Below are 25,352 nucleotides of genomic sequence, written 5' to 3'. Positions count from 1 at the left end.
CTAGTCTTCGTTGGGATCGGGATCGACTGAAGGGCCCTCGGCGTCCGACGGCGCCTTAGCGTCGGCGTCCTGTGCGTCGGCGTCCTGCGCGTCGGCGTCCTGCGCGTCGGCGTCCTGCGCAGCCTGTGCATCGGCTTCTTGCTTGGTTCCACCGTCGTACGCGATCGCGTGTCCGCCGCCGCCGGACATCGGCATCCGGTGCTCGCGGAACCAGTCCCACTCGCGGGTCTTCATGTTGTGCTCGTCGAGGTTCCAGGGATCGTCGTCGTCGATCACCGGCCCTTCGAGCGCCGAGGACAGGAAGTTGTACGCCCAGACGAGCTGGCCGACCAGCAACAGCAGGGCGCCCAGCGTCGCGATCTGGTTGAGGTTGATAAACATCTCCTGCGGGCCGACCGTCACGTCGTAGTTGGCGTACTTGCGGGGCATCCCGGCGTAGCCCAGCAGGATCAGCGCGAAGAACACGATGTTCGTCCCGACCATCGAGAGCCAGAAGTGCCACTTCGCGAGCTGGCGCTGGTACATCCGGCCGGTCACGAGCGGGAACCAGTAGTAAAAGCCCGCAAAGAAGGCAAAGCCGATGGCGCCCATCACGATGTAGTGGAAGTGCCCGACCACGTAGTGGGTCTCGTGGAGGATCAGGTTCACGGGCACCGCGGCGAGGAACACGCCGGTGACGCCGCCGATGATGAAGTTCGAGACGAAGCCGAGACAGAACAGCATCGGCGCCGCCAGCCGGATCGACCCCTGCCACAGCGTCGTGATCCAGTTGAACACCTTCACCGCACTCGGCACCGCGATCGCCAGCGAGACGGCCATAAAGGCGCCCTCCATGCGCGGATCCATCCCGGAGGCGAACATGTGGTGCGCCCAGACGCCGAAGGAGAGGACGCCGATCGCCAGCGTCGAGTAGACGACGAACTTGAACCCGAACAGCTTACGCCCCGCGAATCTGGGCAGGACGTAGCTGATGATCCCCATCGGGGGCAACACCAGGATGTACACTTCGGGGTGACCGAAGAACCAGAACAGGTGCTGCCAGAGGATCGGGTTACCGCCCTCGGGGGCAAAAAACACCGTCCCGAAGTTCCGGTCCGCGAGCAACATCAGCAGCGCGCTGCCCAGCAGCGGGAACGCAAAGAGGATGATCGCTGACTGGGTGAGGATCGTCCACGAGAAGATATCGAGGTTGTGCCAGCCGACGTCGTCGGCTCGTTCGGTGAAGATGGTGACGATGAAGTTGATCGCGCCCATCGTCGCGGAAATACCCGAGAGGTGCAGCCCCAGCATCATCATGTCGGCCCCGGGGTTGATCGCCCCCATGCTCGCGGCGGGCGTCCCCTGTGCGGTGCTCGACGTCGACAGCGGCGCGTACATCGTCCACGACGTCTGGGCCGGAGCGACGCCCTCGAGGACGGGCCAGAGGAAGAACCCGCCCCAGATCAACATGGCACTCACCGGGAGGAGCCAGAACGCGATGGCGTTGATCCGCGGGAACGCCATGTCGTCCGCGCCGATGAACAGCGGGATAAAGTAGTTCGCGAATGCGGCGATAAAGGGCGTCCCGAACAGGAACAGCATCGTGATGCCGTGGTTCGTCAGCAACGCGTTGTACGTCGACGCGCCGATGATCGTCTCGCCGGGCTGGAGCAGTTCTAGGCGCATCACTACGACCATCAGGCCGCCGACGACGAACGCCGTCACCGAGAACAGACCGTACATGACGCCGATGTCCTTGTGGTCGACCGTCGTCAACCACCGTATGAGGCCACCGGGTTTCTCGGCAGTCTCGCGGCGATCCTCCTCGACGGTGCCGCCGCCGACGGTCGTCGGTCGCCAGTCGCTGAGTCGTCCGAGCCACGCGGCGACGCCCACGAGAAATAGTCCCATGAGGACTGTCAGGACTACCTGGCCAGCTACCATACGTACCTATGCTCGTCGCGATTTATCAACGGCTGGGGTGCCTCTCGGACGCGCTGACCTGTCTCGCGGGCGATCAGGTGATACCGACGCTCGGATATCGGCGGAGTTCGACGAAACCAGCAGTGTTCGCCACCTGTCCGGGACTTATGGCCGCGTCGGTCGATCACGACTACATGAGCGACCACGACGTACTCGTGCTCCGGAAGGGAACTCACGGCATCCCCGTCGAGGAGTACGCCGACGCGCTTCGGTCCAGACTGCCAGACAGCGACGTCACGCTCGCGCGGACGCCGGCAGCGGAGCGCGAGGAGATCCCGGATGCGGAGATCGTGACGGGCATGGTGTTAGACGAGGAGCTGCTCGACCGGGCCGAGGCGATGCAGCTGTTCGCCTGCGCGTACGCCGGCGTCGGCCACCTGCCCCTCGACGGCCTGCGCGAGCGCGGCGTCACCGTGACCAACGCCTCGGGCGTCCACGGCCCGAACATGGGCGAGCACGTTCTGGGGAACATCCTGACGTTCACTCGCCGGTTCCACGAGGGGTTCCGCCGCCAGCGAAACAACGAATGGCGCCACTACAAAGCCCACGAACTGCAGGACAGTACGGTGACGGTCGTCGGCCTCGGCGCGATCGGGCAGGCCGTCGTCGACCGACTGGAGGGGTTCGGCGTCGAGACGGTCAGCGTCCGGTACACGCCCGAGAAGGGCGGTCCGACCGACGAGGTGATCGGCTTCGACGAGGACGGCCTCCACGACGCTCTCGCGCGCACCGACTATCTGGTGCTCGCCTGCCCGCTGACCGACGAAACTGATGGGTTGATCGGCAGCGAGGAGTTCGTCACGCTCCCGCCCGAGGCCGTGCTCGTCAACGTCGCCCGCGGCCCCGTGGTCGACACCGACGACCTCCTGACGGCGCTGCGCTCCGGCTGGATCCGCGGCGCTGCGCTGGACGTGACCGATCCCGAACCGTTGCCTCGGGACCACCCGCTGTGGGATCTCGGCAACGTCCAGATCACGCCCCACCACGCCGGCCACACGCCCGACTACTACGAGCGCCTCGCCGACATCGTCGCCGGAAACGTCCGGCGGGTCGACGAGACGGGCGAGTACGACGGGCTGGAAAACGAGGTCTCGCTGTAGCCGGGCGAGCACCGAGTGACGCCGGCGTCACGCGGCGAGGTACAGCAACAGCCCGCCGACAGACCCCGGCATCGCGGCGAACGCGTAGAGCGCGGCCGCGTTCTCGGTCCCGCGTCCGATGGCGACGAGCACCGCGGCCAGCCCCAGGAAGACGGCCGCTGTCCCCACGAGCGCGGCACGCTCCGCAGGCGGGTGCGACGCCTCGCTCTCGTCGGGGTCCTCGGGCACCGCGGCGACCGCGGCGTCGGCGACCGACCCTGGAACGACGACCAGCCTCGGTCTGCCGAGATCGTTTGGACCGGCGTACGACAGCCAGAGAACGGCGTAGTCGCCAACGTCGATCCGCCGGTGGTCCGCAACTGCATCGAGGTCGACCGCCCGACCCTGAACGACGAGTTCCCCCGCAGCGGCGTCGAGCGCGCCGTCGACGTCGAGCGACCCTGCCACGCCGAACGATACCGTCGGAATGAGCAGTAACGCCCCCAGTAGCACCCACGACCCGCTGTAGACCGCCGCGAGGATCCCTCCGGCGCCGATGACGGCGGCGAGGGCGATCCTCCACCGGACGAGCCGGCGGTACCGCGGGAGATCCTTCGAGAGCGAGCGCCGCGCGTCGGCGTCGGTGACGACGGGGAGGAGGTACAGCATCGAGAACGGCCCGCCGACGAGCGCCAGCAGCGCGACGAGCGCGAGGACGCCGTACTCGCCGGTACGAACCGACCGGAGAGCGACGAGCGCGATCAGCGCAGCGAGCAGTAGCGCGAGTCCGCCGAAAAATCCGACCTGCAAGTACAGACAGAGCCGACCGACAGTCGACGTCGACGCGTCGCCGGACCAGGTCATCTCGGCGGACTCGCTCGCCATGTCGGCACATAGGTGTCAGATCGTAATCAAAATATCGGTCGGACGAGATCCGCTCAACGAGGACGCTAGTACTTCTGGAGCGCGGCGGCGACGCCGCCGAGCACCGCACCGTAGAGGACGTGGCCGAGTCCGCTGACGGGATTCAGCGAGGGTAGCGCGGGCGGCGCCGTTGCAGAGACGGCCTCCAGCCACAGCGGCATGATCACGCCGGCCGCGAGGAACCAGAGCACGACGCCCCAGGTGATACCGATCGTGACGCTCGCGAGGACTCGGTCTCGAAACGGCTTGAGCGGCGCCCACATGTAGAACCCGCCGAAGATCAGCGCGAACACGACCGCGTGAAACAGGTGTGCGATCCAGCCCGGTCCCGTCGCCGCGAAGCCATACAAGCTTCCGACCGCTTGCATGATCCCCATCACCCGGAACATCACGATGCCCATCGCCAGACCGGCGACGAGGCCGGCGATCGTGACCTTCGTCCAGTACGTCGCGGTCAGCTCGGGGTACTCCGTCTCGTGGGCTTGCGCCGTCATCGATGCGACCTTCAGCGACACGAATGATAGTTCCGGCCCGGCAGTGTGCGACGCTCACACGGGTGCCGCAGCTTTATATGTCGGTTGGCAAAGAACGGCCGTCGGGCGACTGCGAGAGAGCGGATCGCGGACGGCGTCTACAGGTAGCCTTCCTCGACCAGCAGCTCGCCGTTCAGCACGCTGGCGCCGGCGGCGCCGCGGATCGTGTTGTGTGCGAGACAGTCGAACTGGACGCCGTCGCTGGTCTCCTGGACCGGGCCGGTCGCGATGCCCTGGCCGTCGTTGAGGTTGCGATCCAGGCGGGGCTGGGGCCGGTTGGGATCCTCGAACACCTTGATGAGCTCGTCGGGCGCGCTCTGGAGGTCGATCGTCGGCGCCTCGCGGAACGCGGCCTCGACGTCGGACGCCGAGGCGTCCTCGGCGAGTTCGGCGAACACGTTCTCGAGGTGGCCGTCCAGCGTCGCGACACGATTACACGACGCGGTCACGTCGACGTCGTGCCAGCTGAGCTCGGCGCCGTCGAACTCGCCGAGCAGCTTCCGGGACTCGCTCTCCATCTTTTCTTCCTCGCCGCCGATGTGGGGCAGGACGTTGTCGATGATCTCCATCGACGTGACGCCGTCGTAGCCCGCGCCGGAGACGGCCTGCAGCGTCGAGACGAACACTTTTTCGAGGCCGAACTGGTCGAGCTGGGCCAGCGTCGGCACCATCGTGATCGTCGAGCAGTTGGGGTTCTTGATCAGCGCGCCGTCCCAGCCCCGCTCGTCGCGCTGGACCTCGATCAGGTCGAGGTGGTCGTGGTTGACCTCGGGGATCACGAGGGGCACGTCCTCGGCGAGGCGCGAATTCGAGGAGTTCGAGGAGACGACGTAGCCGTCCTCGACGAAGTCGGGCTCGACCTGTTCGCCGACGCTGGAGGGCAGCGAGGAGAAGATCAGGTCGACGTCGTTCGGAACCTCGTCGGGGTCGGTCGCGGAGACCGTGAGGTCCGCGACGTCGTCGGGGATCGGCGTGTTGACGCGCCACTTCGCGGCGTCGCTGTAGGATCGGCCCGCGCTCGATTCGCTGGCGGTCAGGGCCGCGATCTCGAACTGCGGGTGGGGTTCGAGGAGCTGGATCAGGCGCTGTCCGACCGCGCCGGTCGCTCCGAGAATACCGACTCGTACTGACATTGTGGTGGGAGTGGTATCGGGGAGCAAAAACGGTTTGGATAGCGCGGCGTCGCGGCGCTCCGGCCGATCTTCGGCGCTACACGACGCCCTGACCGCCGGCGCAGCCGCTGTCGGAGACCCGACTGCGCAGAATCGGCGAGAACGAGCTTACGCTTCGGCGGCGTTGCCGCTCTTCTTTCGCGAGATGAAGCCGGCGACGCGGTTGCGGACGTCCTTGGACTCGATGTTGGTCAGCGTGTCGACGCCGTCCTTGTTGTGCTCGAAGTCGTCCGAGAACGCGTCGGGATACCGCTCGAGCAGGATGTTACCGGTCTTCTTGACGTACCCAGGTTTGATTGGCATGTTCGAATCGTTGTCCGACCGGCGCCTAAAAGGGTTCGATGTTCGACGGAGTGATCGGCGTCTGATGGCCCGCCGTTCCGTCGTCAGAGCCGATCGCGCCAGCCGGTCAGTTCTGTGAGCCGGTCGAACGCCGCGCGCTCGCGGTCGCCGCCGCAGGTGTCGACGACCTCCGCAAAGTACGCGAGCCGATCGAGCAACGTCGCCGTGTCGTAGGCGTCGACGTCGAGCCGCGAGGCCGCGACGGTCGCCTCGATCACCGCGTAGTACCCGCGGTTCGTCGTCGCGGGGTCGTGCTCTCGACGGACGGACTCGACCGGCCGGAGCGTCCACTCCTCCCAACGCGTCGATCCGTCCTCCCCGGCGTCAACTTGCTCGACCTCGACGCGAGCCCAGGCGTCGGCGGCGTCCGTGATCGGCTCGTCGCGCTCGCGGATCGAGAGGGCCGCCTCGACGAACGCGAGCGGGTCGCGGACGAACTGGACGTACCCCTCGCCCTGCCGGCGGAAGTTCCGCCGCGTGCGGGTGTTCCCGTACGTCCGGGCGGTGACCGGGTCGCCGGCGTGCAGCCCCAGCGCGGCGTCGTTCCACAGATCGTTCGGTCCCAGCGTTGCGACGACCGATTCCGTGACGCCGCGCAGTTCGACCGGCCACTCGACGGGTCGGGCCGCCGTTTCGGCGTCGCTCGCGTCCGCGTCCTCGCCGGAAGCGCGGTCCTCGCGCACGCTCACACCTCCAGCCCGTCGCGTTCGAGCGCGACGAACAGCGCCGCGGCCACGATGTCCGCGGTCGTCCCGGGGTTGATCCCAGACTCGACGAGCGACTCCGAGAACGCGGCCACAAGATCGGGGCCGCCCTCGCGGGCCTCCTGTGCTCGGACCATCACGCTCCGGGCGGTCGACGCGCCGTGTTTCTTGGCGACGTGCGTGTCGGGCCGGCGAGCGAGCAACCAGAGGAACGCGTCGGCCGCTCGTGCGGGCAACGGGCCCGACCGGTCGACGATCCGGTCGGCGACCGCGAAAGTCTGCTCGAACTCGTCGGTCCACTCCCGCGCGACGCCATCACGTTCCGCGCTCTCGGCCATCAGTTCTTCCAGCGTCAGTCCGCGCTCCCGCACCGCGTCCGCGGCGTCGCTCCCGCGGCGGACATCCAGCGGTTCCATTTCCTCGGGCGGATCGCCCGCGCGCACGTCGACGTGGTCGAACGCCCGGTAGAAGTCCACCGCGTCTTCGACGGTCGTCGCCGCGACCGTCGACGCGACGGCGTCCGGCGTCAACTCCCCGGCCTCGGCGTCGCCGGCCGTTCGAACGAGCGGCGTCAGCAGGAGCAGGGCGCCGAACTGCGTGTTCCCGCCGCGCTGCTCGGACATCCCCTCGACCGACCGCTCGAACGCGGCGCCGACGCGCTCCCCGCGTTCGGCCGCCCGGAGGCCGTCCTGCGCGCCGACGGCTCCGGCCAGGAAGTGCTCGAAGCGGAGATCCTGCAAGTCGCGGGCTCGGTCGACGTTGCCGGGCTTGGGCGTCCCGGCCACCTCCAGCAACAGGGCGAGTTCGGCGTTCTGGGCGGGCGTTCGCATCGTCTGTACGAAAGTCGACGCCGCGGGCACTTAGGAGTGCGGCTCCGGCGTCGACGCCGGCTCGGCCGTGGTAGTCCCGGACCCGTGATCCTGCTCTCCGCCCTCGAACCACTCGTCGACGGCCCGACGGACGCGTCGGAGCACAGCGGGCTCGTCGCTCGGCCGGCCGACGCTGACGGCGTCGGCGCCGTAGCTCAGGTACTCGCGGACCGACGCCCGATCCCGCACCTCGTTGTTCGCGATCACGAACAGGTCGGCGGCATCAGCGACGTCCGCGATCGCAGATTCGGTGTCCATCGCGTCGACGTGGATCGCGTCGGCACCCGCGGCGTCGATCCGGCGCGCGGTCGCGGGCAGGTCGACGCCGTCGACTTCGGCGCGGGCCTTCACGCTCACGGTCGCGCCCGCCGCCGATGCCGCGGCGACGTACTCACAGAGCCGGTCGGCGTCCGCGAGGAGGGCCTCGCCGCAGCCGGCGTCGCACAGCTCGTCCTGTCGGCAGTGGGCGTTGATCTCGATGACGGCATCTCGATCGGCGCAGATTTCGGCCGCCGCTTCGATCGGCTCGACGGTCGCGCTGCGAACGTTGAACGCCGGCTGGATCGGGACGTCGTCGATCGCTTCGAGCTCGGCGTCGACGAACGCCAGCGGATCCTCGGGCAGAAACTCCTCGCGGTCGCGCGCGACCAGTTCGCGGGCCGCCTCTCGCGATCGCTCGTCGAGCGCGATCCCGCCGAGAAACGCGGCGCCGGCGTGTTCGGCGCCGCCGGCGGCCCACGCAGCGTCGGATCGGCCGCTCAGGCTCGCAAGCGCGACTCTCGGGCCGAACACGGCCTACCGGACCTCCTCCAGAGCCGTCTCGACGGCCTTCGTGACGCGGGCGGCGTCCTCGCTGCCGTCGATCGAGATATCGGTCCTGACGACCGGCACGTCGAACTCGGTGTCGTCGTCCTCGTCGACGACCAGCGCGTCGGCGAACGGATAGGCGGTCTCCAGCCCCGCGGAGTTCGGCTCGGCGCCGACCGCTTCCATCAGCTGGGCGACCGGGCCGGAGAACGCCTCGCCCTCGACGAACGGCGAGACGGCGACGACGGTCGTGTTCCACAGCGCGTCCGCGATGCCGGGCACCGCGAGCATCGGGCCGATGCTCGTCACCGGGTTCGACGGGCCGATCACCACGTCGTCGTCCAGCGCGTCGAGCACGCCGGGCGCCGGTTCGGCGTTCGACGACCCGCGGAACTCGACGCTCTCGACCTCTGGCTCGCCGCCGCGGGCGACCCAGAACTCCTGAAAGTGCATCAGCCCCTCGTCGGTGTGGATGAGGCTCGAAACGGGGTCGTCGCTCATCGGCAGCAGGTCGATGGTGAGGCCGAAACCTTTCGCGATCTTGTCGGTGGCTTCCGAGAGCGTGTGGCCCTGATCGAGCAGGCTCGTCCGCGTGATGTGGACCGCCCGGTCGCGGTCGCCGATCTCCATGAACTCGACGGCGCCCGAGAAGCGGCGCCATGCGGCGATGTCGCGGCCCTCGGTCTGCTTCTCGTCGGGAAGAAAGTTCGGTCCTTCGTCGAGTCCCATCGCGTCGCCGATGTCCTTGAGGGCGCTGTGGGTTCGCGTCGTGTCGCCCTTGATTCCCCACCAGTCATCGCGGTCGAGCACGCCGCCGCCCTGAAAGATCAGCGTGTCCACGTCGGGCGAGATCAACAGCCCGCCGAGTTCGACGTCGTCGCCGGTGTTCGCGATCACCGTCGTCTCGTCTGGCGAGAAAGAGATCGCGGCACCGTCCAGGAGCTTCGGCGTCCCGGTGCCGCCTGAGAGGAACGTGACCATACCACCCATACTGGACGGGGGGACTATAGTACTGACGAGGATTCTCGAAGGGGAGAACGTGCCGAAGCGCCCGAACTAATCGAGTTGCGTGACGCAGAACGACGGGCGGTGTCGATCACGTCGTGACTCCGGTGAGTCGGACGGCCGCCGTGCCTCCTCGATCCAGTCGGTCCGCGCTACCACTCCCGGTCGTCGACCCACTCAGTGAAGCTGCCGCCGATCAGCGAGTCGTGCTGGCGTTCGAGGTAGCGCCGTTGCATCCCGGTCACCGCATCCGCGAAGCTCTCGCCGTCGTCGAGGCGCTGTTTGACCTCCCGGCGCTTCCAGCGCGCCGGCGTCAGTTCGTGGCGCGCGCGCTGGCGGAGCGGCCAGAGGTACTCCTCGATCTCGGTGTCCGAGAGGCCGCGTCGTTCGAGGCCGTCGGCGGCGTGATCGAGCAGGTCGGCGTACAGCGTCTCCCGATCGGTCGTCTCCTCGCCGGAGTTCGTGATCCACTGCAGGTCGGCGTCGAGCCCCTCGCGCATCGCCGCGTAGAAGTTCTCGCGGGCGTCCTCCCAGGGCAGGTCGGCGACGGGGTGTTCGACGCGCGGGAGGCTCTCTAAGAGGCCGGCCAGCGCGGCCTGAAATGCGACGGAGTCGCTGACGGTCGGCTGTGCGGGCAGCGGCCTGAACTCGATGCGAGCGTTGGCCTCAGATCGCGTTCCGCCGCCGAAGACGGGGCGGACCCAGCGCCAGTAGGTGCCGTGTTTGAGCCGGAAGTGGGCGAACTCGTCGTCGAAGCCGTTGCCCGGATCGACCGGCATCGGCACCAGCGTGTCGTCGCGAGCGATCCGATCGACCGCCTGCTCGACGTGCTCCAGATCGCGGGGGAACCGGACCTTCCCCTCCCCGCGGTCGGCGCCCGGCGGGTTCAACGAGGTCTCGAACACGCTGATCCGGTGTTCCATCCAGCCGTCTTCGAGAACGTCCTCGGCCGTCGCGTCGGCGTCGTACAGGTCCGGCGGGAAGAATGGCGAGTTGACGCCGAGCGCGAGCAGCGGGCCGGCGATCCGCAGCGCGTACCGGAAGTAGGTGGGCAGGTCGATCGCCTGCGGCACCTGATAGTGGGGCTGGATCGACGTGATCAGGCTCTCGGGCATCACCGTGTCGCTCTCCAGCGAGACGTGTGGTGCGTCGATCCGCAGCCCGACGTCGGCGTCGGCGGCGCTGTTGGCCATCGCGTGATAGCGCACCGAGTCGCTCATGTTCGAGGCGATCCTGACGCCGCGGTCCTCGACGCTGTCGGTGAGATATCCCCGCGCGGTCTCGCCCTCCGGCGGGATCGTCCAGAGGCCGTCGCTCACGAGTTGCATCCCCTCGGCGCGGGTGCGCTCCTGGGCGGCCGAGAGCCGGGCGTTGACCTCCGACTCCTGTGCCGCGAGCCCGTAGGAGTTGAGCGGCTGGGGGCTGAGCGTCATCTCGGCGTTGTGCAGCCCCAGTTCCTTCTCGAACCCGATGAGTTCGAGCAATCGGCGGGGGACGCGCTGGAGCGTCCCGCCGGCTTCGGTCCCCGGCGTCCAGGGATCGTCGGCCGGGTTCGCGACCGCGTAGAACTCGTACTCCAGCCCGACGATCGCCTGAGAGTTGTCGAAGGTGCCGTCGCGTAGTTCGGACTTGATGACCTCCGCGTCGGCGTCGACGGCCGCCTGAAACTCCTCGGGGTCGATCGACAGTACGTCGTCTACCGCCGCCGCCAGATCGGCCTCCGACATGTGTGTGGGCCACTGCGCGGCCGAGTTCCTTGAAACCGACGACTGCGACGGGAACGTGTCGTTGAAACCACCCCGCGGCGGGACGCCGAGGACGGTCCGGACGGTTTATTGACCCCACCGACCTACCGGCGTGCGATGGAGTTCCGGGAGTTCGCCGAGCGCGCCGCCCGCATCGAGGCCGAGCCGGCCGACCTCGAAGCCGTCGCACTGGTCACCGAACTACTCGACGCCGCTGCGGGGGATCTGCCCGTCGTCGCGCGATTCGTCCAGGGCCGGGTGTTCCCCGACCACGACTCGACGACGCTGGACGTCGGGCCGAGCTACCTCTACGAGGCGATCGCCCGCGCGGCCGGCCAGAACGTGGACGCAGCCGACGTGGAGGACGACCTGGCCGAACTAGGCGAGATCGGCGAGGTCGCGGCGAGCTACGACCTGGGCGGCCAGACCGGGCTGAGCGCGTTCGGCGCCGGAGCGGGCGGCGGTAGCGACGACCTCACAGTGAGGGAAGTCGCGGACGAACTCGAAACGCTCGCGGAAACCGAAGGCGAGGGCAGCCAGGACGCCAAGATCGACCTGCTGTTCGGCCTGCTCAATCGGTGTTCACCCGAGGAAGCGAAGTACCTCGTCCGGATCGTCCTCTCGGAGATGCGCATCGGCGTCGGCGAGGGCGCCGTGCGGGACGCCGTCGCCGAGGCGTTCGACGTCCCCGTCGAGGACGTCGAGCGGGCGCTGCAGGTGTCGAACGACTACGGCCTCGTCGCCGAGGTGGCCCGCGACGACGGCGTGGACGGGCTCGCCGAGCTCACCCTGGAGATCGGCCGGCCGGTCCAGGCGATGCTCGCGCAGGCGGGTAGCGTCACCGACGCCATGGAGGAGTGGGAGGAGGCCGCAGTCGAGTGGAAGTACGACGGCGCGCGCGTCCAGCTACACCACGAGCCCGGGGGGATCACCCGCGTCTACTCCAGGAACATGGAGGACGTCACCGACGCTCTCCCCGAGGTCGTCGAGTTCGCGGAGGAGCGCATCGACGTCCCGGCGATCCTCGACGGCGAGGTCGTGGCCGTCGACGACGACGGCGAGCCGCTCGCCTTCCAGAACGTCCTGCGCCGGTTCCGGCGCAAGCACGACGTCGCGGCCGCGCGGGAGGAAGTCGCGGTCCGCCCCGCCTTTTTCGACTGCCTCCACGCGGGCGTCTCCGAGTCCACGGACTCGGAGGCTCGTGAGACGGAGTCTCACGGCGGCGAGGATATGCTCGACGCGCCGCTCGTCGAGCGCCACGAGCGCCTGTCCGAGGTACTCGACGACGGCGACGAGGCGCCGGACGACACCGCGGCCGACGTGGAGGGGCTCTCGAAGCTCTGGCGCTCCGACGACGCCGACGAGATCGAAGCCATCGACGCCGAGGCGCTCGACGCCGGTCACGAGGGGATCATGCTCAAGAATCCCGAATCGACGTACTCGCCGGGACGCCGCGGGAAGAACTGGCTCAAGCGCAAGCCCGACGTCGAGACGCTCGATCTCGTCGTGACCGGCGCCGAGTGGGGCGAGGGCCGGCGCGCGACGTTCCTCGGGACCTTCCTGCTGTCGGCCCGCGTCGACGACCGCGACGAGTACGAGACGATCGGCAAGGTCGCGACGGGGATCACCGACGAGGAACTGGCCGAGCTGACCGAACTGCTCGACCCCCACGTCCGAGCGGAGGACGGTCAGGATGTCGACCTCGACCCCGCCGTCGTGTTCGAGGTGGGCTACGAGGAGATCCAGGCCTCGCCGACCTACTCGTCGGGCTACGCGCTCCGGTTCCCGCGGTTCGTCGGCGTGCGCGAGGATCTCGATCCCGACGACGCCGACACGTTAGAGCGCGTCGAGCGACTTGCGGAGAAGCAGTGAACCGGTTGGCATCGCGCCGCGTCCGGAACCGAACGCTTGAATCCGCAGGGGGCGAACCACTCTCCATGACGATCAGCCACGGCGACCTGACGATCGACTGGCTCGGCTACGCGACCGTCCGCATCGAGGGCGACGACGGGACCGTCGTCTACCTCGACCCCGGCCGGTACGGCACGCTCACCGGTGAGTGGGCGCCCGACACCGAGGGCGTCGGCCACCCGCCGGCCCGGGACTACGACGCCCGAGACGGCGACCTCGTGCTGGTGACCCACGACCATCACTACGATTCGGACGGGATCCGTCGCGTCGCGCGCGAGGACGCCACGGTCGTCGTCTACGACGCCGTCTACCCGCCGGGGATCGACCGGGACGTCGAACCGCTCGGCGACCTGCCCCAGGACGTCGTCCGCGTCGACGAGCACACCGATCGGCTGTTCGAGGACGTCATCGTTCGGACGATCGCGGCGTACAACGAGCCCGACGGCCCGCACGTCGACGATCAGGGCGAGCCGTACCACCCCGAGGGGATCGGAGTCGGCTACCACCTCACGATCGGCGATACCACGGTGTTCTGGCCGGGCGACTCGGACGCGCTCCCCGGCCACGAGGAACTGGACGTCGACGTTTTCCTGCCGTCGATCAGCGGGAACTTCACGATGGACCGCCGCGAGGCCGCCGACCTCGCCGAAGCGCTGGATCCCGCCCTCGTCGCACCGATCCACTACAACACGTTCGGCGCGCTGGAAGCCGACGCCGAGGCATTCGAGAACGATCTCGAACGCCGCGGCGTCCCCGTCGCGCTCGACGAGTAGTCCGGCTGCTCGCGGACCGGAATACCCGAGTCAACCGATCGAGAACCGGCGCTCACGTCCGGTCCCCGTCCCCGTTTTCCACACCGTCAGCTGTCGCACCGTCGATCTCGCGCCCGCAGTGGGAACACTCTACGACGTCCCCGCGTCGACCGAGCACCTCGCGGAACCCCTCGACCAGAATCGCCGTCGGCAGCGCGAACACCGCGACCCCCAGCACGGAGATGAACCCGCCGAGTACCCTGCCGAGCGGCGTCACCGGGTAGACGTCGCCGTAGCCGACGGTCGTGAGCGTGATCACGCCCCACCACATCGCCGCCGGGATGCTGCTGAACGCCTCGGGCTGGGCGCCCCGCTCGGCGAAGTACATCGCACTGGAGGCGGCAACCAGCAGGGCGGCCATCCCGGCGCCGACGACGACGAACACGTCACGCTCGCGGCGAACGACCGTCCCGAGCAGTCGCAACGACCGGGAGTACCGTACCAGCTTGAGCATCCGAAACAGCCGCGCGACCCGCAGGAGCCGCGGCGCGCCCTGAACGCCGACCGTTACCGGCAGGAAAAAGGGAAGAATCGCGACGAGATCGATCAGCGCGTACGGCGTGAGGGCGAACCTGAGCCGCCCCCGGACCGGCGACGAGAACCGGTCGTCGGCCGTACACGACCAGACGCGCAGCAGGTACTCGACGGAGAACACGGCGACGAAGAACGCGTCGGCGGCGCGAAAGTAGGCGCCGTACCGAGCAGCGAGATCGTCGACGGTGAACAGCACGACGCCGACGACGTTCAGCAGAATCAGCCCGGCGATCAGCCCGTTGACGGCGATCGACAGTCGGTCGTGTGCGTGACGCGCGTCGAGCACGTCGTAGACGCGGCGCCGAACGGCGTCGTGCCGGGTCATTTCTCGCGCTTCCACTCGCCGACCTCCTCGCCGTGGAACTCGCCTTTCGCCTCGCGTTCGGCCGGCCAGTAGGCGATCGCGAGCACCGCTGCGTAGAACAGGCCGACAGCCCCGATGACGTAGATGCCGTCCAGCGCCGGAAGCTCGGCGGCTTCGATGGCGGATCGATCCGGCGCGAACAGCGTGATCTTGACGATCCACGCGGCGCCGAGAACGAGGAGTAGCGGCCCGTACACGCGATGCATCCGCCGCGACAGCGCCTCTCGGAACGTGATCTTCAGCGTCGGCCGTCGGAGGTCGCTGCCGAGTTCTCTACGCCAGTCTTCGTGCTCGACGCCCGAGGGGTCGAACGCGTTCGCGAACACGTTCTCCTGTAGCAGCCGGACGCGCGAGCGCCACGCGTCGTAGGTCCGGTAGCGCCGCGATTCGAACACCAGAAAGACGCACATCGCGGCCATCCCCACGAACAGCAGGTACGAGGGAATGTTCCGCCCGGAGAACGTGAGAGTGATGATCCCCGCCATCACCGCGACCGCCCAGTCGCTCGTCTGGTCGATCCGGCGCAGTTCCGTGGTCAGGTGCGACACCTCGCCCCGGTAGTAGTGGGGAAGCAGATCGAGGAAGCGCTGGTCGTCGGTCGCCGCTTGCTGTGCCACCTCGCGCTCGGGTTCTCCCTCCGGATCGAATCGGTCGCTGCGGTCGTCGTCGCCTCCCATACCGTGGGTTCCACGGGAACTCAGAAAAACGCGGGACGTGTTCGTCCGGCGCCGAAATCCGACCGCCGAACTCCCAAGACCCTCGCGCGTCGCGGAAATGGCGGGCCTTTTACTCGGACGAACCGACTGGCGACGTATGGATCGGCTACCCCCGGTGTGGATGCGAGACTGCCCCGTTGGGGATGGTGTCGCGTGACCCGCATCCTCCAGTACAGCGACCTCGAAGGCGTCTACGACGACGCCCGGGCGTTCGGGCGGCTGGTCGGCTGTCTCGACGAACGCCGCGACGACGACGCGCTCGTGCTGGGCGCCGGGGACGACATGGCGCCCAGCGTCACGACGACGGTGCTCGGGGTCGACGGTCCGCTGACGGCGCTCGATCTCCTGAATCCCGACGTCGAGACGTTCGGCAACCACGACTTCGATCACGGGGCCGAGTTCGCGCGGACGGTCGCCCGGAGGTCGCCGGCGACGTACGTCAGCGCCAACCTCCGCGCCGACGGCCGACGGTTCGGAGCGGACGACGGCGTCCGCCGGCGGGTCGTCCGCGAGGTGGACGGCACGAGCGTCGGCGTCTTCGGCGTCACGACGCCGGAACTCGACGCGGTGACGAGCGGGCGTGCGGCGGTCTCGACGACCGATCCCGTCACGGCCGCCCGGGAGGCCGAGACGGAACTGCGGACGGCGGGCGCTGATGCCGTCGTCTGTCTCGCCCACATGGGGGGCGACGCGGCGATCGCGCGGGCGACCGACGTCGACCTGATCTGTGGCGGGCACACGGTGCCGGCGGGATCGACGGAGATCGACGGCACGACGCTCGTTCGACCGAAGCGGGACGGCGGGACGATCTTCGAGGTCGATCTGGCGAGCGGCGAGACGACCCACCACGACGTCGACGCGTTTCCCGTCGCCCAGCGCGGCGTCGACGCGCTGCGCGAGGCTCGGCGGGACGCCGGACTGGCCGAGACCGTCGGCCGACTCGACGACCCGATCGACGTTCCCGACCGGAACGGGGCCGGAGAGACGCGGATCGGGAACTTCGTCGCCGACGCCGTACGGTGGGGCGGCGACGCGGACGTCGGAATCTACCACGACGGGGGGCTCCGCGGCGACCGGATCGCCGCCGGAGAGGTCACCGCGTTCGACCTCGCGAGCGCGGTGCCGTTCACCGATCGCGTCCGCGTTCTCGACGTCTCGGGCGAGCGGCTTCGGGCCGCGCTCTCCGAGATGGACGGTCGATGTCTCGGTTTAGCCGACGAGCGCTCGTGGTTCGGCAACGTCTCGGGCGCCCGCGTCGTCCGCGACGCCGCCGCCGGCGAACTCGTCGACGCGACCGTCGGCGGGGACCCGATCGACGACGGGGAACGATACTCGCTGGCGGTTCCCGGCTACCTCTCGGCGTCGGACCACGTGATCGCCGCCGTCGGCGACGACGACGCCGTCCGCCGGACCGACGCCACGGTCTACGAGCGAGTGATCGAGTACGCACGCGAGTTCGGGATCGACCCCGAGGTGGAGGATCGGATGCTAGAACGGTAGAAGAGATCGGCGAGCGCGCCCGGCGCCGATCTACAGAACGCCCATCTCGTCGAGCCGTTCGGGCAGGTAGGTCTCGGTCACGAAGTCCAGCCCGTGGGACGCCAGGGCCTGCTGTTCGGATTTCTTGTTGATATCGAGCTGGAGCTCGATCTGTTCTTCCCAGTAGTCGGTCTGGAAGCGCGGGTCCTCCAGTTCGCTCTCCAGAGCGTTGATGTCGGAGTCGCTGAGCGGGTCGGTCGGCAGGTCGTACTCGACGATGTCCTCGGGCTGGACGCCGATGAACTTCGCCTCCGGCGTCGCGAGATACTCCGAGAGGTGTGCGGACTTGATCGACCCGTACGCGACGGAGCCGTAGATCCGGTAGGACCAGGGGTCACCGTCAGTGAACACCGTGACCGGCAGGCCGAGTTCGTCGTGGAGGCGTTTGGTCAGCCGACGGGTCGCCCGCGCGGGCTGGCCGCCGAGGTGGACGACGATCGCGTCGTACTCGTCGTCGAACCCGTTCTCGACGAGCCGGTCGCGCATGCCGCCGGTCTCCACCGCGAGGACGAAGTCGGCGTCGTTCTCCAGGAACTCGATCGTGTCGGGGTTGTTCGGGATCTGATAACCGCCCTGCCCGACGTCCTTCTGGCAGTGGATCTCGCGGTCGCCGCGGCGGGTCTGCTCGCGGAGGAGCAGCGGGCCCATCACCTTGGCGCCCGACTCCTCGGGGCGCATGTGGAAGTCCTCGCGGCGGACCTCCGAGACGATCTCTAAGTCCTCGATGAGCTGGTTCGACTCGTCTTGATTCGAGAACTGCGCCTCGTTGGAATCCCACGACTCAGAGAGGTAGTACAGCTCACGCAGGGTCGACGAGCGGTCCTCCTCTAGCTGGTTGTCGAGGAACTCGATGGTGTAGATCGCCTTCAGCAGCTTGCGGGCGCCGCGGATGCTGTTGGCCGAGCGCGTGCTCTCGCGCTCGCCGTACACCCAGACGTCCTCGTCCTCGTCGAAGACGATGTTGCTCTTGGTGCGGGTCGGGATGGACATCTCGGGGATCTCCCCGCGGTCCATCTGGTCGTAGAACTCCGCCGCAAGGTCGATCAGCTTCTGTTGGGCCTCGGAACTGGTGTCGCTGCTCATTGTTTGATGGTGAGTTTCGCGTCTTCGACGCCCTCGACGCTCAGGTCGAACTCGGCGTCGTCAGCCGTCACGTACGACAGCGTCGCTTCGTCGTCGCTCGATACGTCCGCGGACCACTTGACGAACCACTCGCCGTCCATCTCGACGACGGTCGCGTCGTCGGGGAGGTCGGTCGGCTCGGCCGTGACGATGTCGGTCACTTCGAGCGACTCGTTGGTGCTGGAGTTGTTCTCGACGGTGACGGTTACCTCGCTGCCGGCGCCGTTGGCCTTGATCTCGCGCTCGACGAGCACGTTGTTCATGATGCGCGCGAGCGCGTCGTCGAAGTTCGGCTCGTCGTTGTCCGTGACCTCCGCGACCTTCTCGGCCATCTCGGGGAGGATGTCGGCGAGCACGTCCTGCTTGCGCTTGCGCTTCTCCAGGGACTTGCGCTTCTTGAGGTAGCTCTTGAGTTCGCGGGCCGCCTCGCGAATCGCCAGCTCGATTTCGTCTTCGATCGCGGGGACGTTCGCGACGGCGTCTTTCGACTCGCTGGTGAAGGGGACGTTCGTCGAGGCGACGTGGACCATGATCACCGCGGGCCCGTTCGGGACGCCGCTCCCGCCCGGCTGGTCGAGGTTGTAGTTGCGCCAGCCGATCTGTTTGATCACGTCCGTCGTCGCGCAGGCGCCGCGCTGGTACACCAGCGGAACGCGGTTGGCGAAGCGGAGCACGTCGGCCGTGCCGCCCTCCTCCAGTTCGCCGCCGTAGGCGATGCCGGCCTCGACGATGAAGGGGTCGCCGCCGTGGACTTCGGCGTCCCGCGTCGCCGCCGCGTAGAAGTCGGCGTCGTACTCCTTCCGGAGTCCGGCCTCGACGAGGTCGTCCTCGATCGGCGCGAGGCAGTTCGTCGGCGGCGCCATGATGTCGGTCGTCCGCATCGCCTCCAGCAGGTCGCTGGCGGCGTCCCGATCGTCGGCGAGTTCGCGAACGAGCGGCGGGTCGTCGGGGACCGTCCGGGCGCGGGTCCACAGCGCCTCGACGACGTTCTCGCGGGCGGTATCGCCGAACGTCACCTCGTCGTCGGTCTTCTGGAACATCTCGACAGAGCGATCGAGATACTCGCGCAGCTCGGCGCGCGTGACCCGATCGCGATGATCCTCAGCGGACTCGAACTTCTCGGCCAGACGCTCGGCGACGCCGCGCACCGTCGCGTCGTCCTTGCGCGTGCTCGTCGCCTCGTCGACGATCCCGTGGAGGCTGTCGGCGCGGCGGCCGCCAACGGTCGTCGCTTCGGCGTCGGCGTCCACCGCGTCGTCAGCGGCGTCCGCATCGGCGTCCTCGCCGGTCGCGCCCTCCGTGATCGCTATCCAGGCGGCCTCGATCGCGTTCTCTCGGACGGTCTCGCCGAGCGTGACGCCGAACTCGTCGGCGACTTCGTCGGCCGCCGCGTCGACGGCGTCGGCGACGTGGTAGTGGGCGACCCGGTCGTGGGCGTCGAGATTGTCGACGACGGCCTCCCCGAACGCCGCGGTGGCCTCGGGTCCCTTGCCGTTCGTCGCCTCGGCGACGGCGTCCGCGACGTCGGCGTCTTCGTGGGGCCGCGGGAGCGTCCAGGTCATCTCCCGGCCGTAGTACTTGTCGCGGAAGTTGTCGACGACGCTGTCGGCCGTCTTCTTCCCGACGCGGGTGAACTCCTCCTGGAGATAGCCCGACATCGAGTGGGAGTCCGTCGCGGCCAGCATCTTCAGCACGGTGCCGAGTTCGACGCCGTGGGGGTGCGGGCGGATCTCCTCGGTCTCGGCGGGGAGTTCGGCTTCCTCGGCGCGCTCGCCCTTGAAGTGGTTCTTCGGCTCTTTCAGTTCGATGCGCGCGTGGGGGTTGACGACCGCGGTGTGCTTGATGTAGTCGTGGAGCTGGCTCCGGGCGCGCATGTTGGCCTCCATCTCCATCTCGATCCGCGTGCCGTGCGTGCGGTCCCAGGAGGTCGTCTCCTCGGTCCGGATCTCGGGCTCGTTGGTATCGGTGTCGATGATCAGCTCGAAGTACTGGGCCTCGTCCGATCCCTGCGTCCGGCTGGTGATCTTCGCCGGCTTCCCGCTGGTGAGCTGGGAGTAGAGCACGGCCGCCGAAATCCCGATCCCCTGCTGGCCCCGGGACTGCTCGCGGGCGTGGAACCGCGATCCGTACAGCAGCTTCCCGAACACTTTGGGGAGCTGCTCCTTGGTGATGCCGGGCCCGTTGTCCTCGACGATCAGCGTGTAGTAGTCGCCGGACTCGCGGATCTCGACGTAGATATCGGGCAGGATCCCCGCCTCCTCGGCGGCGTCCAGCGAGTTGTCGACGGCCTCCTTGACGGCCGTGACCAGCCCTCGGGCCCCGCTGTCGAACCCGAGCATGTGCTTGTTCTTCTCGAAGAACTCGGCGATGGAGATCGCCTGCTGGCTCTCGGCCAGCTCCTCTGCGATCCCCGCCTCGTCGCCGAGCGTCGACTGAAACGAGGTCATTACCCGACTCGTAGCGCCGGGGGACGTAAAACCCATTCGCTACCGGAGTGAAAGTGAAACTCGCGCCGTCGTCCGGCGCTTCCGACCTCTCACCGACGGGCGGATCGTATCACCAGCCAGTAGTATTCGGACATCGCAGCGCGGAGTAAGCGGTGCCAAACGCCCGATACCGTGCGCACGGGCGCGGACCGCGCCGGCGGCGTTTTTCCCGGGCGGCGCTCGTCGGAGTAATCGCCGCCTCGTAGCAGTACGGTTCGCTTACCTGTTCACGCGCGAGCGCGCGTACGTGACCTTTATCAACCCGGGCGGCATACGTCGAGACAGATTTTATGTCCGAGGAAACGGAGTACGGTGCCGGACAGATCCAGGTACTCGAAGGGCTGCAGGCGGTCCGGAAACGTCCGGCGATGTACATCGGTTCTACCGACTCTCGGGGATTGCATCATCTCGTCTACGAGGTGGTCGACAACTCCATCGACGAAGCGCTGGCCGGCCACTGCGACTCGATCGGCGTGACCATCCACGAGGACGACTCGGTGAGCGTCTCCGACGACGGCCGGGGGATCCCCGTGGACACCCACGAAGAGTACGACAAGCCCGCCCTAGAGGTGATCATGACGGTGCTTCACGCCGGCGGGAAGTTCGACAACAAGTCCTACCAGGTCTCGGGAGGGCTTCACGGCGTCGGCGTCAGCGTCGTCAACGCGCTCTCCGGGGAACTGGAGGTCACGGTCCGTCGCGACGGCGCAGTCTGGACACAGCGGTTCGACGCCGGCGAGCCAGCGACCGATCTCGAACGAGTCCGCGACATGGAGCCCGACGAGTCGACCGGGACGCAGATCCGCTTCTGGCCCGACGACGACATCTTCGAGACGACGACGTTCGAGTTCTCCACACTGGAGAGTCGTCTCCGGGAACTGGCGTTCCTCAACTCCGGCGTCGAGATCGCGCTCGCCGACGAGCGCGACGACACCGCGAAGTCGTTCCGCTACGAGGGCGGCATCCGCGAGTTCGTCGAGTATCTCAACGAGACCAAGACCGAACTCCACGAGGACGTCATCTACTTCGAGGACGCCGAGGAGGGGATTCAGGTAGAGGTGGCGATGCAGGCCACCGACGAACTCCAGGGCTCGATCCACGCCTTCGCCAACAACATCAACACGCGCGAGGGCGGGACCCACCTCACCGGGTTCAAGACCGCGCTGACGCGCACGGTCAACGACTACGCGACCGACAACGGGCTGCTGGGCGACCTCGACGAGAACCTCACGGGCGAGGACATCCGCGAGGGGCTCACCGCGGTCATCTCGATCAAGCACCCCGATCCGCAGTTTGAGGGCCAGACCAAGACGAAACTCGGCAACTCCGAGGTCCGGGGCATCGTCGAGGGCACCATGCACGAGGGGCTTGGCACCTTCTTCGAGGAGAACCCCGATACCGCCGAGGCGATCGTCTCCAAAGCGGTCGAGGCCGCGAAGGCCCGCAAGGCCGCCAAGAAGGCCGAGGAGCTGACCCGCCGGAAGAGCGCCCTCGAATCGACGGCGCTGCCCGGAAAGCTGGCAGACTGCCAGACGAAAGAGCCGAGCGACTCCGAGCTGTTCATCGTCGAGGGTGACTCCGCGGGCGGGTCGGCAAAGCAGGGGCGCAACCCCGAGATCCAGGCGATCCTCCCGCTGGGCGGGAAGATCCTCAACGTCGAGAAACACCGGCTCGACCGGATCTTGGAGAACGACGAGATCCGGAACATGATCACCGCCATCGGGACGGGGATCGGCGACGAGTTCGACATCGAGGAGGCCCGCTACGAGAAGATCGTGATGATGACCGACGCCGACGTCGACGGCGCGCACATCCGGACGCTGCTGCTGACGCTGTTCTACCGGCACATGCGCCCGCTGCTCGAGGCGGGCTACGTGTACGCCGCCCAGCCCCCGCTGTACCGGATCCGGTACCGCGGCGAGACGTACGACGCGATGACAGAACAGGAGCGCGAGGAGATCATCGCCGAGAAGTGCGACGGCAATCCCACGCAGGTCCAGCGGTTCAAGGGCCTGGGCGAAATGAACCCCGAGCAGCTCTGGGAGACGACGATGAACCCCGACAACCGCGTGCTCAAGCAGATCGGCATCGAGGACGCCGCCGCCGCCGACAAGATGTTCTCGGTGCTGATGGGCGACGCCGTCGAGCCGCGGAAACAGTTCATCAAAGAGCACGCCCCCGAAGCAGAGTGGGTCGACATCTAATGGAGGCATCTACATGAGTTCAGACGTACCCGATCCGACAGACGTCGACGCTGCCCGCGTAGAGCGCGTGCGCGTCGAAGACGAGATGGAGCAGAGCTACATCGACTACGCGATGAGCGTCATCGCGGGCCGCGCGCTGCCCGACGTCCGTGACGGGCTCAAGCCCGTCCACCGGCGCATCCTCTACGCGATGCACGAGATGGGCGTCACCAGCAACACGAGCCACCGGAAGTCCTCCTCGGTGATCGGGGAGACGATGGGTGACTACCACCCGCACGGTGACAGCGCTATCTACGACACGCTCGTTCGCATGGCCCAGCCGTTCTCGATGCGGCATCCGCTTGTCGACGGCCAGGGCAACTTCGGCTCGATGGACGGCGACCCGGCCGCGGCGATGCGCTACACCGAGGCCCGGATGAGCCCCATCGCCGAAGAGATGCTCACCGACATCGAGAAAGACACCGTCGACTTCTCGCCGAACTACGACGACCGCCTGCAGGAGCCCGACGTGCTGCCGTCGGCGTTCCCGAACCTGCTGGTCAACGGTTCCTCGGGCATCGCGGTGGGGATGTCGACGAACATCCCGCCGCACAATCTCGGCGAGGTCGTCGACGCCACGATCGAGCTGATCGACGACCCCGAGGCGACCGTCGAGGACCTGATGGAGCACGTCAAGGGGCCCGACTTCCCGACCGGCGCGAACATCGTCGGCCGGGACGCCATCTACTCGGCGTACTCGACCGGCCGCGGTCGCGTCCGCGTCCGCGCCGAGTACGAGACCGACGACGATCAGATCGTCATCACCGAGGTCCCCTTCCAGCAGAACAAAGCGCGTCTCGTCGAGCGCATCGCCGACGACGTCAACGAGGGCAAGATCGAGGGCGTTCGCGACCTGCGCGACGAGTCCGACCGGAACGGCGTCCGGATCGTCGTCGAACTCAAGCGCGGCGCCAACGCCGACGTCGTCGAGAACCAGCTTCTGGAGCACCACCTCGAGAACACATTCGGCGTCATCAACCTCGCGCTCGTCGACGGCCAGCCCCGGGTGCTGACGCTCAAGGAAACCCTCGAACACTACGTCGAACACCGCAAGGAAGTCGTGCGCCGCCGCAGCGAGTACGACCTCGCTGAAGCCGAGGATCGAGCGCACATCCTCGAAGGCCGCCTCACCGCGCTGGAGAACGTCGACGACGTGGTCGAGCTGATCCAGGACTCCGAGGATCGCGACGCGGCGAAGGAGGCGCTGATCGAGGCCTACGACTTCTCGACCGACCAGGCGGACCACATCGTTCGGATGCAGCTTGGCAGCCTCACGTCGATGGAGGCCGCCGAGATCGAATCCGAGTACGAGGACGTGCAGGCCAACATCGAGCGCCTGGAGACGATCCTCGAAAACGAGTCGGAGCTGCTCTCGGTCATCAAAGAGGAGCTCCGCGAGATCAAAGCGGAGTACGCCGACGACCGCCGGACGAGCATCATCGAGGACCAGGGGACGGTTACCCACGAGGACCTCATCGCCGAGGAGGAGGTCGTCGTCGTCGTCACCGAGGACGACTACGTCAAGCGGATGCCCGCCGAACGGTTCGACCCCCAGGGTCGGGGCGGCAAAGGCATCATCGGCGCCGACGTGAAGGAGGGCGATCGGGTCTCGAAGGTGTTCCGGGCGAACACCCACGACTACCTCCTTTGCTTCACGAACCACGGGCAGGTCTACCGCCTGAAGACCTACGAGATCCCCGAGATGAGCCGTACGGCGCGGGGTAAGTCGGCGATCAACCTGATCGACTTCGACGACGGCGAGGAGATCACCGCCGTCGTCGCCACCGACGAGTTCGAGGACGGCGAGCGCGTGACGATGGTCACCCGCGACGGCTACGTCAAACGCACCGCCGGCGAGGAGTTCGAGAACATCCTCTCGACGGGGATCATCGCGGCCGATCTCGAAGACGGCGACGAGCTCGTCGACGTCGAAGTTACGGACGGCACCAAGGATCTCGTGATCGCCACCGAGGGCGGCATGACGATCCGGTTCGACGAGTCCGAGGTCCGCTGCATGGGCCGGAACGCCCGGGGCGTCGGCGGCATCAAGCTGCAGGACGACGACAAGGTCGCCGGGCTCGTCGCGACCGACGAGGACGACGATAACGCCCTGCTGACGGTTACCCGCAACGGGTTCGGCAAGCGGACGAAGCTCGCGGAGTACAGCACGCAGTCGCGGTACGGCATGGGCCTCATCGACATCAAGACCGGCGAGCGCAACGGGCCGGTCGCGACAGTGAAGTCGGTCGCCGAAGACGATCGGCTGGTGCTGATGAGCGAGAACGGCCAGATCATGGTCACCCGCGCCGCCGACGTTTCGACCGTCGGCCGCAACACGATGGGCGTGACCGTGATGGACGTCGAGGCGGGCGACGCCGTCGCCAGCGTCGACGTGCTGCCCGCTGCGACGCCTGACGCCGAAGACGCGCAGGGCGACGACGTTGTTGAGGCACAGAGCGTGCCGACCGACGACGAGTAACTCG

At 67.8% G+C, this 25,352-nt stretch carries 20 protein-coding genes; 6 read left to right on the top strand and 14 right to left on the bottom strand.

Annotation, left to right across the window (positions count from 1 at the left end; translation table 11 throughout):
- The gene (locus tag NO931_RS07915; RefSeq protein ID WP_375142028.1) at window positions 1-1,890 is read right to left on the bottom strand and encodes a cbb3-type cytochrome c oxidase subunit I; all 1,890 of its coding nucleotides are present in this window, start codon (window positions 1,888-1,890) and stop codon (window positions 1-3) included.
- 206 nt (window positions 1,891-2,096) lie between these two features.
- Between NO931_RS07915 and NO931_RS07910 the strand changes: the two genes are divergently transcribed.
- Window positions 2,097-3,062, top strand: coding sequence for a D-2-hydroxyacid dehydrogenase (locus NO931_RS07910; protein WP_256391116.1), 966 nt, complete (start codon window positions 2,097-2,099; stop codon window positions 3,060-3,062).
- A gap of 27 nt (window positions 3,063-3,089) precedes the next feature.
- Here the strand turns inward: NO931_RS07910 and NO931_RS07905 are convergent, their stop codons facing one another.
- The 9 genes from NO931_RS07905 to NO931_RS07865 all read right to left on the bottom strand — a co-directional run bounded on the left by NO931_RS07905 (window position 3,090) and on the right by NO931_RS07865 (window position 11,124).
- Window positions 3,090-3,926, bottom strand: a complete 837-nt coding sequence (locus NO931_RS07905) for a hypothetical protein (RefSeq protein ID WP_256391115.1) — start codon at window positions 3,924-3,926, stop codon at window positions 3,090-3,092.
- A gap of 65 nt (window positions 3,927-3,991) precedes the next feature.
- On the bottom strand, window positions 3,992-4,459 hold the full coding sequence (locus NO931_RS07900; protein WP_256391114.1) for a histidine kinase: 468 nt from the start codon (window positions 4,457-4,459) through the stop codon (window positions 3,992-3,994).
- 137 nt (window positions 4,460-4,596) lie between these two features.
- Window positions 4,597-5,631 carry an aspartate-semialdehyde dehydrogenase gene (asd, locus tag NO931_RS07895; protein WP_256391113.1) on the bottom strand — a complete coding sequence of 345 codons (1,035 nt, stop codon included), beginning with the start codon at window positions 5,629-5,631 and terminating at the stop codon, window positions 4,597-4,599.
- A 147-nt stretch (window positions 5,632-5,778) separates the two neighbouring features.
- Complete coding sequence (locus NO931_RS07890) at window positions 5,779-5,973, bottom strand: 30S ribosomal protein S17e (protein WP_256391112.1); 195 nt, start codon at window positions 5,971-5,973, stop codon at window positions 5,779-5,781.
- 83 nt (window positions 5,974-6,056) lie between these two features.
- On the bottom strand, window positions 6,057-6,695 hold the full coding sequence (locus tag NO931_RS07885) for a DUF447 domain-containing protein (protein WP_375142019.1): 639 nt from the start codon (window positions 6,693-6,695) through the stop codon (window positions 6,057-6,059).
- Between the two features lie 2 nt (window positions 6,696-6,697).
- On the bottom strand, window positions 6,698-7,546 hold the full coding sequence (locus NO931_RS07880; protein WP_256391111.1) for a triphosphoribosyl-dephospho-CoA synthase: 849 nt from the start codon (window positions 7,544-7,546) through the stop codon (window positions 6,698-6,700).
- 30 nt (window positions 7,547-7,576) lie between these two features.
- The gene (locus tag NO931_RS07875; protein WP_256391110.1) at window positions 7,577-8,377 is read right to left on the bottom strand and encodes a tRNA-dihydrouridine synthase; all 801 of its coding nucleotides are present in this window, start codon (window positions 8,375-8,377) and stop codon (window positions 7,577-7,579) included.
- A gap of 3 nt (window positions 8,378-8,380) precedes the next feature.
- On the bottom strand, window positions 8,381-9,373 hold the full coding sequence (gene cofD, locus NO931_RS07870) for a 2-phospho-L-lactate transferase (RefSeq protein WP_256391386.1): 993 nt from the start codon (window positions 9,371-9,373) through the stop codon (window positions 8,381-8,383).
- 176 nt (window positions 9,374-9,549) lie between these two features.
- On the bottom strand, window positions 9,550-11,124 hold the full coding sequence (locus NO931_RS07865) for a glutamate-cysteine ligase family protein (RefSeq protein WP_256391109.1): 1,575 nt from the start codon (window positions 11,122-11,124) through the stop codon (window positions 9,550-9,552).
- A gap of 135 nt (window positions 11,125-11,259) precedes the next feature.
- Here NO931_RS07865 and ligA point away from each other — a divergent pair, with 135 nt between their 5' ends.
- Together ligA and NO931_RS07855 are read left to right on the top strand one after the other, a co-directional pair.
- Window positions 11,260-13,014 (top strand): ATP-dependent DNA ligase LigA, encoded by a 1,755-nt coding sequence (ligA, locus tag NO931_RS07860; RefSeq protein WP_256391108.1) that lies wholly within the window; start codon window positions 11,260-11,262, stop codon window positions 13,012-13,014.
- Between the two features lie 65 nt (window positions 13,015-13,079).
- Window positions 13,080-13,826 (top strand): MBL fold metallo-hydrolase, encoded by a 747-nt coding sequence (locus NO931_RS07855; RefSeq protein ID WP_256391107.1) that lies wholly within the window; start codon window positions 13,080-13,082, stop codon window positions 13,824-13,826.
- A 52-nt stretch (window positions 13,827-13,878) separates the two neighbouring features.
- On the opposite strand, the gene NO931_RS07850 is transcribed toward NO931_RS07855, so the two are convergent.
- Both NO931_RS07850 and NO931_RS07845 read right to left on the bottom strand, forming a co-directional pair.
- Window positions 13,879-14,739: an ion transporter gene (locus NO931_RS07850; RefSeq protein WP_256391106.1), complete on the bottom strand. Its 861-nt coding sequence runs from the start codon at window positions 14,737-14,739 to the stop codon at window positions 13,879-13,881.
- Window positions 14,721-15,440 (bottom strand): DUF2270 domain-containing protein, encoded by a 720-nt coding sequence (locus NO931_RS07845; RefSeq protein ID WP_256391105.1) that lies wholly within the window; start codon window positions 15,438-15,440, stop codon window positions 14,721-14,723. The genes NO931_RS07850 and NO931_RS07845 overlap by 19 nt, the downstream gene beginning before the upstream one ends.
- Before the next feature lie 192 nt (window positions 15,441-15,632).
- Here NO931_RS07845 and NO931_RS20710 point away from each other — a divergent pair, with 192 nt between their 5' ends.
- Window positions 15,633-16,979, top strand: a complete 1,347-nt coding sequence (locus NO931_RS20710) for a bifunctional metallophosphatase/5'-nucleotidase (RefSeq protein WP_256391104.1) — start codon at window positions 15,633-15,635, stop codon at window positions 16,977-16,979.
- Window positions 16,980-17,009: 30 nt separating this feature from the next.
- On the opposite strand, the gene NO931_RS07835 is transcribed toward NO931_RS20710, so the two are convergent.
- A complete protein-coding gene (locus tag NO931_RS07835; RefSeq protein ID WP_256391103.1) occupies window positions 17,010-18,101 on the bottom strand; it encodes a DNA topoisomerase IV subunit A in 1,092 nt (363 codons plus the stop codon).
- A complete protein-coding gene (locus NO931_RS07830) occupies window positions 18,098-20,587 on the bottom strand; it encodes a DNA topoisomerase VI subunit B (RefSeq protein ID WP_256391102.1) in 2,490 nt (829 codons plus the stop codon). Before NO931_RS07830 ends, NO931_RS07835 begins: the two co-directional genes overlap by 4 nt.
- 329 nt (window positions 20,588-20,916) lie before the next feature.
- On the opposite strand from NO931_RS07830, the gene gyrB reads away from it, so the two are divergent.
- Both gyrB and gyrA read left to right on the top strand, forming a co-directional pair.
- A complete protein-coding gene (gyrB, locus tag NO931_RS07825; protein WP_256391101.1) occupies window positions 20,917-22,830 on the top strand; it encodes a DNA topoisomerase (ATP-hydrolyzing) subunit B in 1,914 nt (637 codons plus the stop codon).
- A 13-nt stretch (window positions 22,831-22,843) separates the two neighbouring features.
- Window positions 22,844-25,348 carry a DNA gyrase subunit A gene (gene gyrA, locus NO931_RS07820; protein ID WP_256391100.1) on the top strand — a complete coding sequence of 835 codons (2,505 nt, stop codon included), beginning with the start codon at window positions 22,844-22,846 and terminating at the stop codon, window positions 25,346-25,348.
- The last annotated feature ends 4 nt before the right edge of the window (window positions 25,349-25,352 follow it).

The sequence above is a fragment of the Natronoarchaeum rubrum genome, from assembly GCF_024494695.1.
The sequence above is the reverse complement of the archived record's forward strand: the minus strand, read 5'-3'. Positions and strand labels throughout refer to the sequence as shown.

Excerpts from the sequence above, each read along its gene's own strand:
- NO931_RS07915 (WP_375142028.1), bottom strand. The coding sequence starts at position 1,890 with ATGGGACTATTTCTCGTGGGCGTCGCCGCGTGGCTCGGACGACTCAGC.
- NO931_RS07910 (WP_256391116.1), top strand. The coding sequence starts at position 2,097 with ATGAGCGACCACGACGTACTCGTGCTCCGGAAGGGAACTCACGGCATC.
- NO931_RS07905 (WP_256391115.1), bottom strand. The coding sequence starts at position 3,926 with ATGGCGAGCGAGTCCGCCGAGATGACCTGGTCCGGCGACGCGTCGACG.
- NO931_RS07900 (WP_256391114.1), bottom strand. The coding sequence starts at position 4,459 with ATGACGGCGCAAGCCCACGAGACGGAGTACCCCGAGCTGACCGCGACG.
- asd (WP_256391113.1), bottom strand. The coding sequence starts at position 5,631 with ATGTCAGTACGAGTCGGTATTCTCGGAGCGACCGGCGCGGTCGGACAG.
- NO931_RS07890 (WP_256391112.1), bottom strand. The coding sequence starts at position 5,973 with ATGCCAATCAAACCTGGGTACGTCAAGAAGACCGGTAACATCCTGCTC.
- NO931_RS07880 (WP_256391111.1), bottom strand. The coding sequence starts at position 7,546 with ATGCGAACGCCCGCCCAGAACGCCGAACTCGCCCTGTTGCTGGAGGTG.
- cofD (WP_256391386.1), bottom strand. The coding sequence starts at position 9,373 with ATGGTCACGTTCCTCTCAGGCGGCACCGGGACGCCGAAGCTCCTGGAC.
- NO931_RS07865 (WP_256391109.1), bottom strand. The coding sequence starts at position 11,124 with ATGTCGGAGGCCGATCTGGCGGCGGCGGTAGACGACGTACTGTCGATC.
- ligA (WP_256391108.1), top strand. The coding sequence starts at position 11,260 with ATGGAGTTCCGGGAGTTCGCCGAGCGCGCCGCCCGCATCGAGGCCGAG.
- NO931_RS07855 (WP_256391107.1), top strand. The coding sequence starts at position 13,080 with ATGACGATCAGCCACGGCGACCTGACGATCGACTGGCTCGGCTACGCG.
- NO931_RS07845 (WP_256391105.1), bottom strand. The coding sequence starts at position 15,440 with ATGGGAGGCGACGACGACCGCAGCGACCGATTCGATCCGGAGGGAGAA.
- NO931_RS07835 (WP_256391103.1), bottom strand. The coding sequence starts at position 18,101 with ATGAGCAGCGACACCAGTTCCGAGGCCCAACAGAAGCTGATCGACCTT.
- NO931_RS07830 (WP_256391102.1), bottom strand. The coding sequence starts at position 20,587 with ATGACCTCGTTTCAGTCGACGCTCGGCGACGAGGCGGGGATCGCAGAG.
- gyrB (WP_256391101.1), top strand. The coding sequence starts at position 20,917 with ATGTCCGAGGAAACGGAGTACGGTGCCGGACAGATCCAGGTACTCGAA.
- gyrA (WP_256391100.1), top strand. The coding sequence starts at position 22,844 with ATGAGTTCAGACGTACCCGATCCGACAGACGTCGACGCTGCCCGCGTA.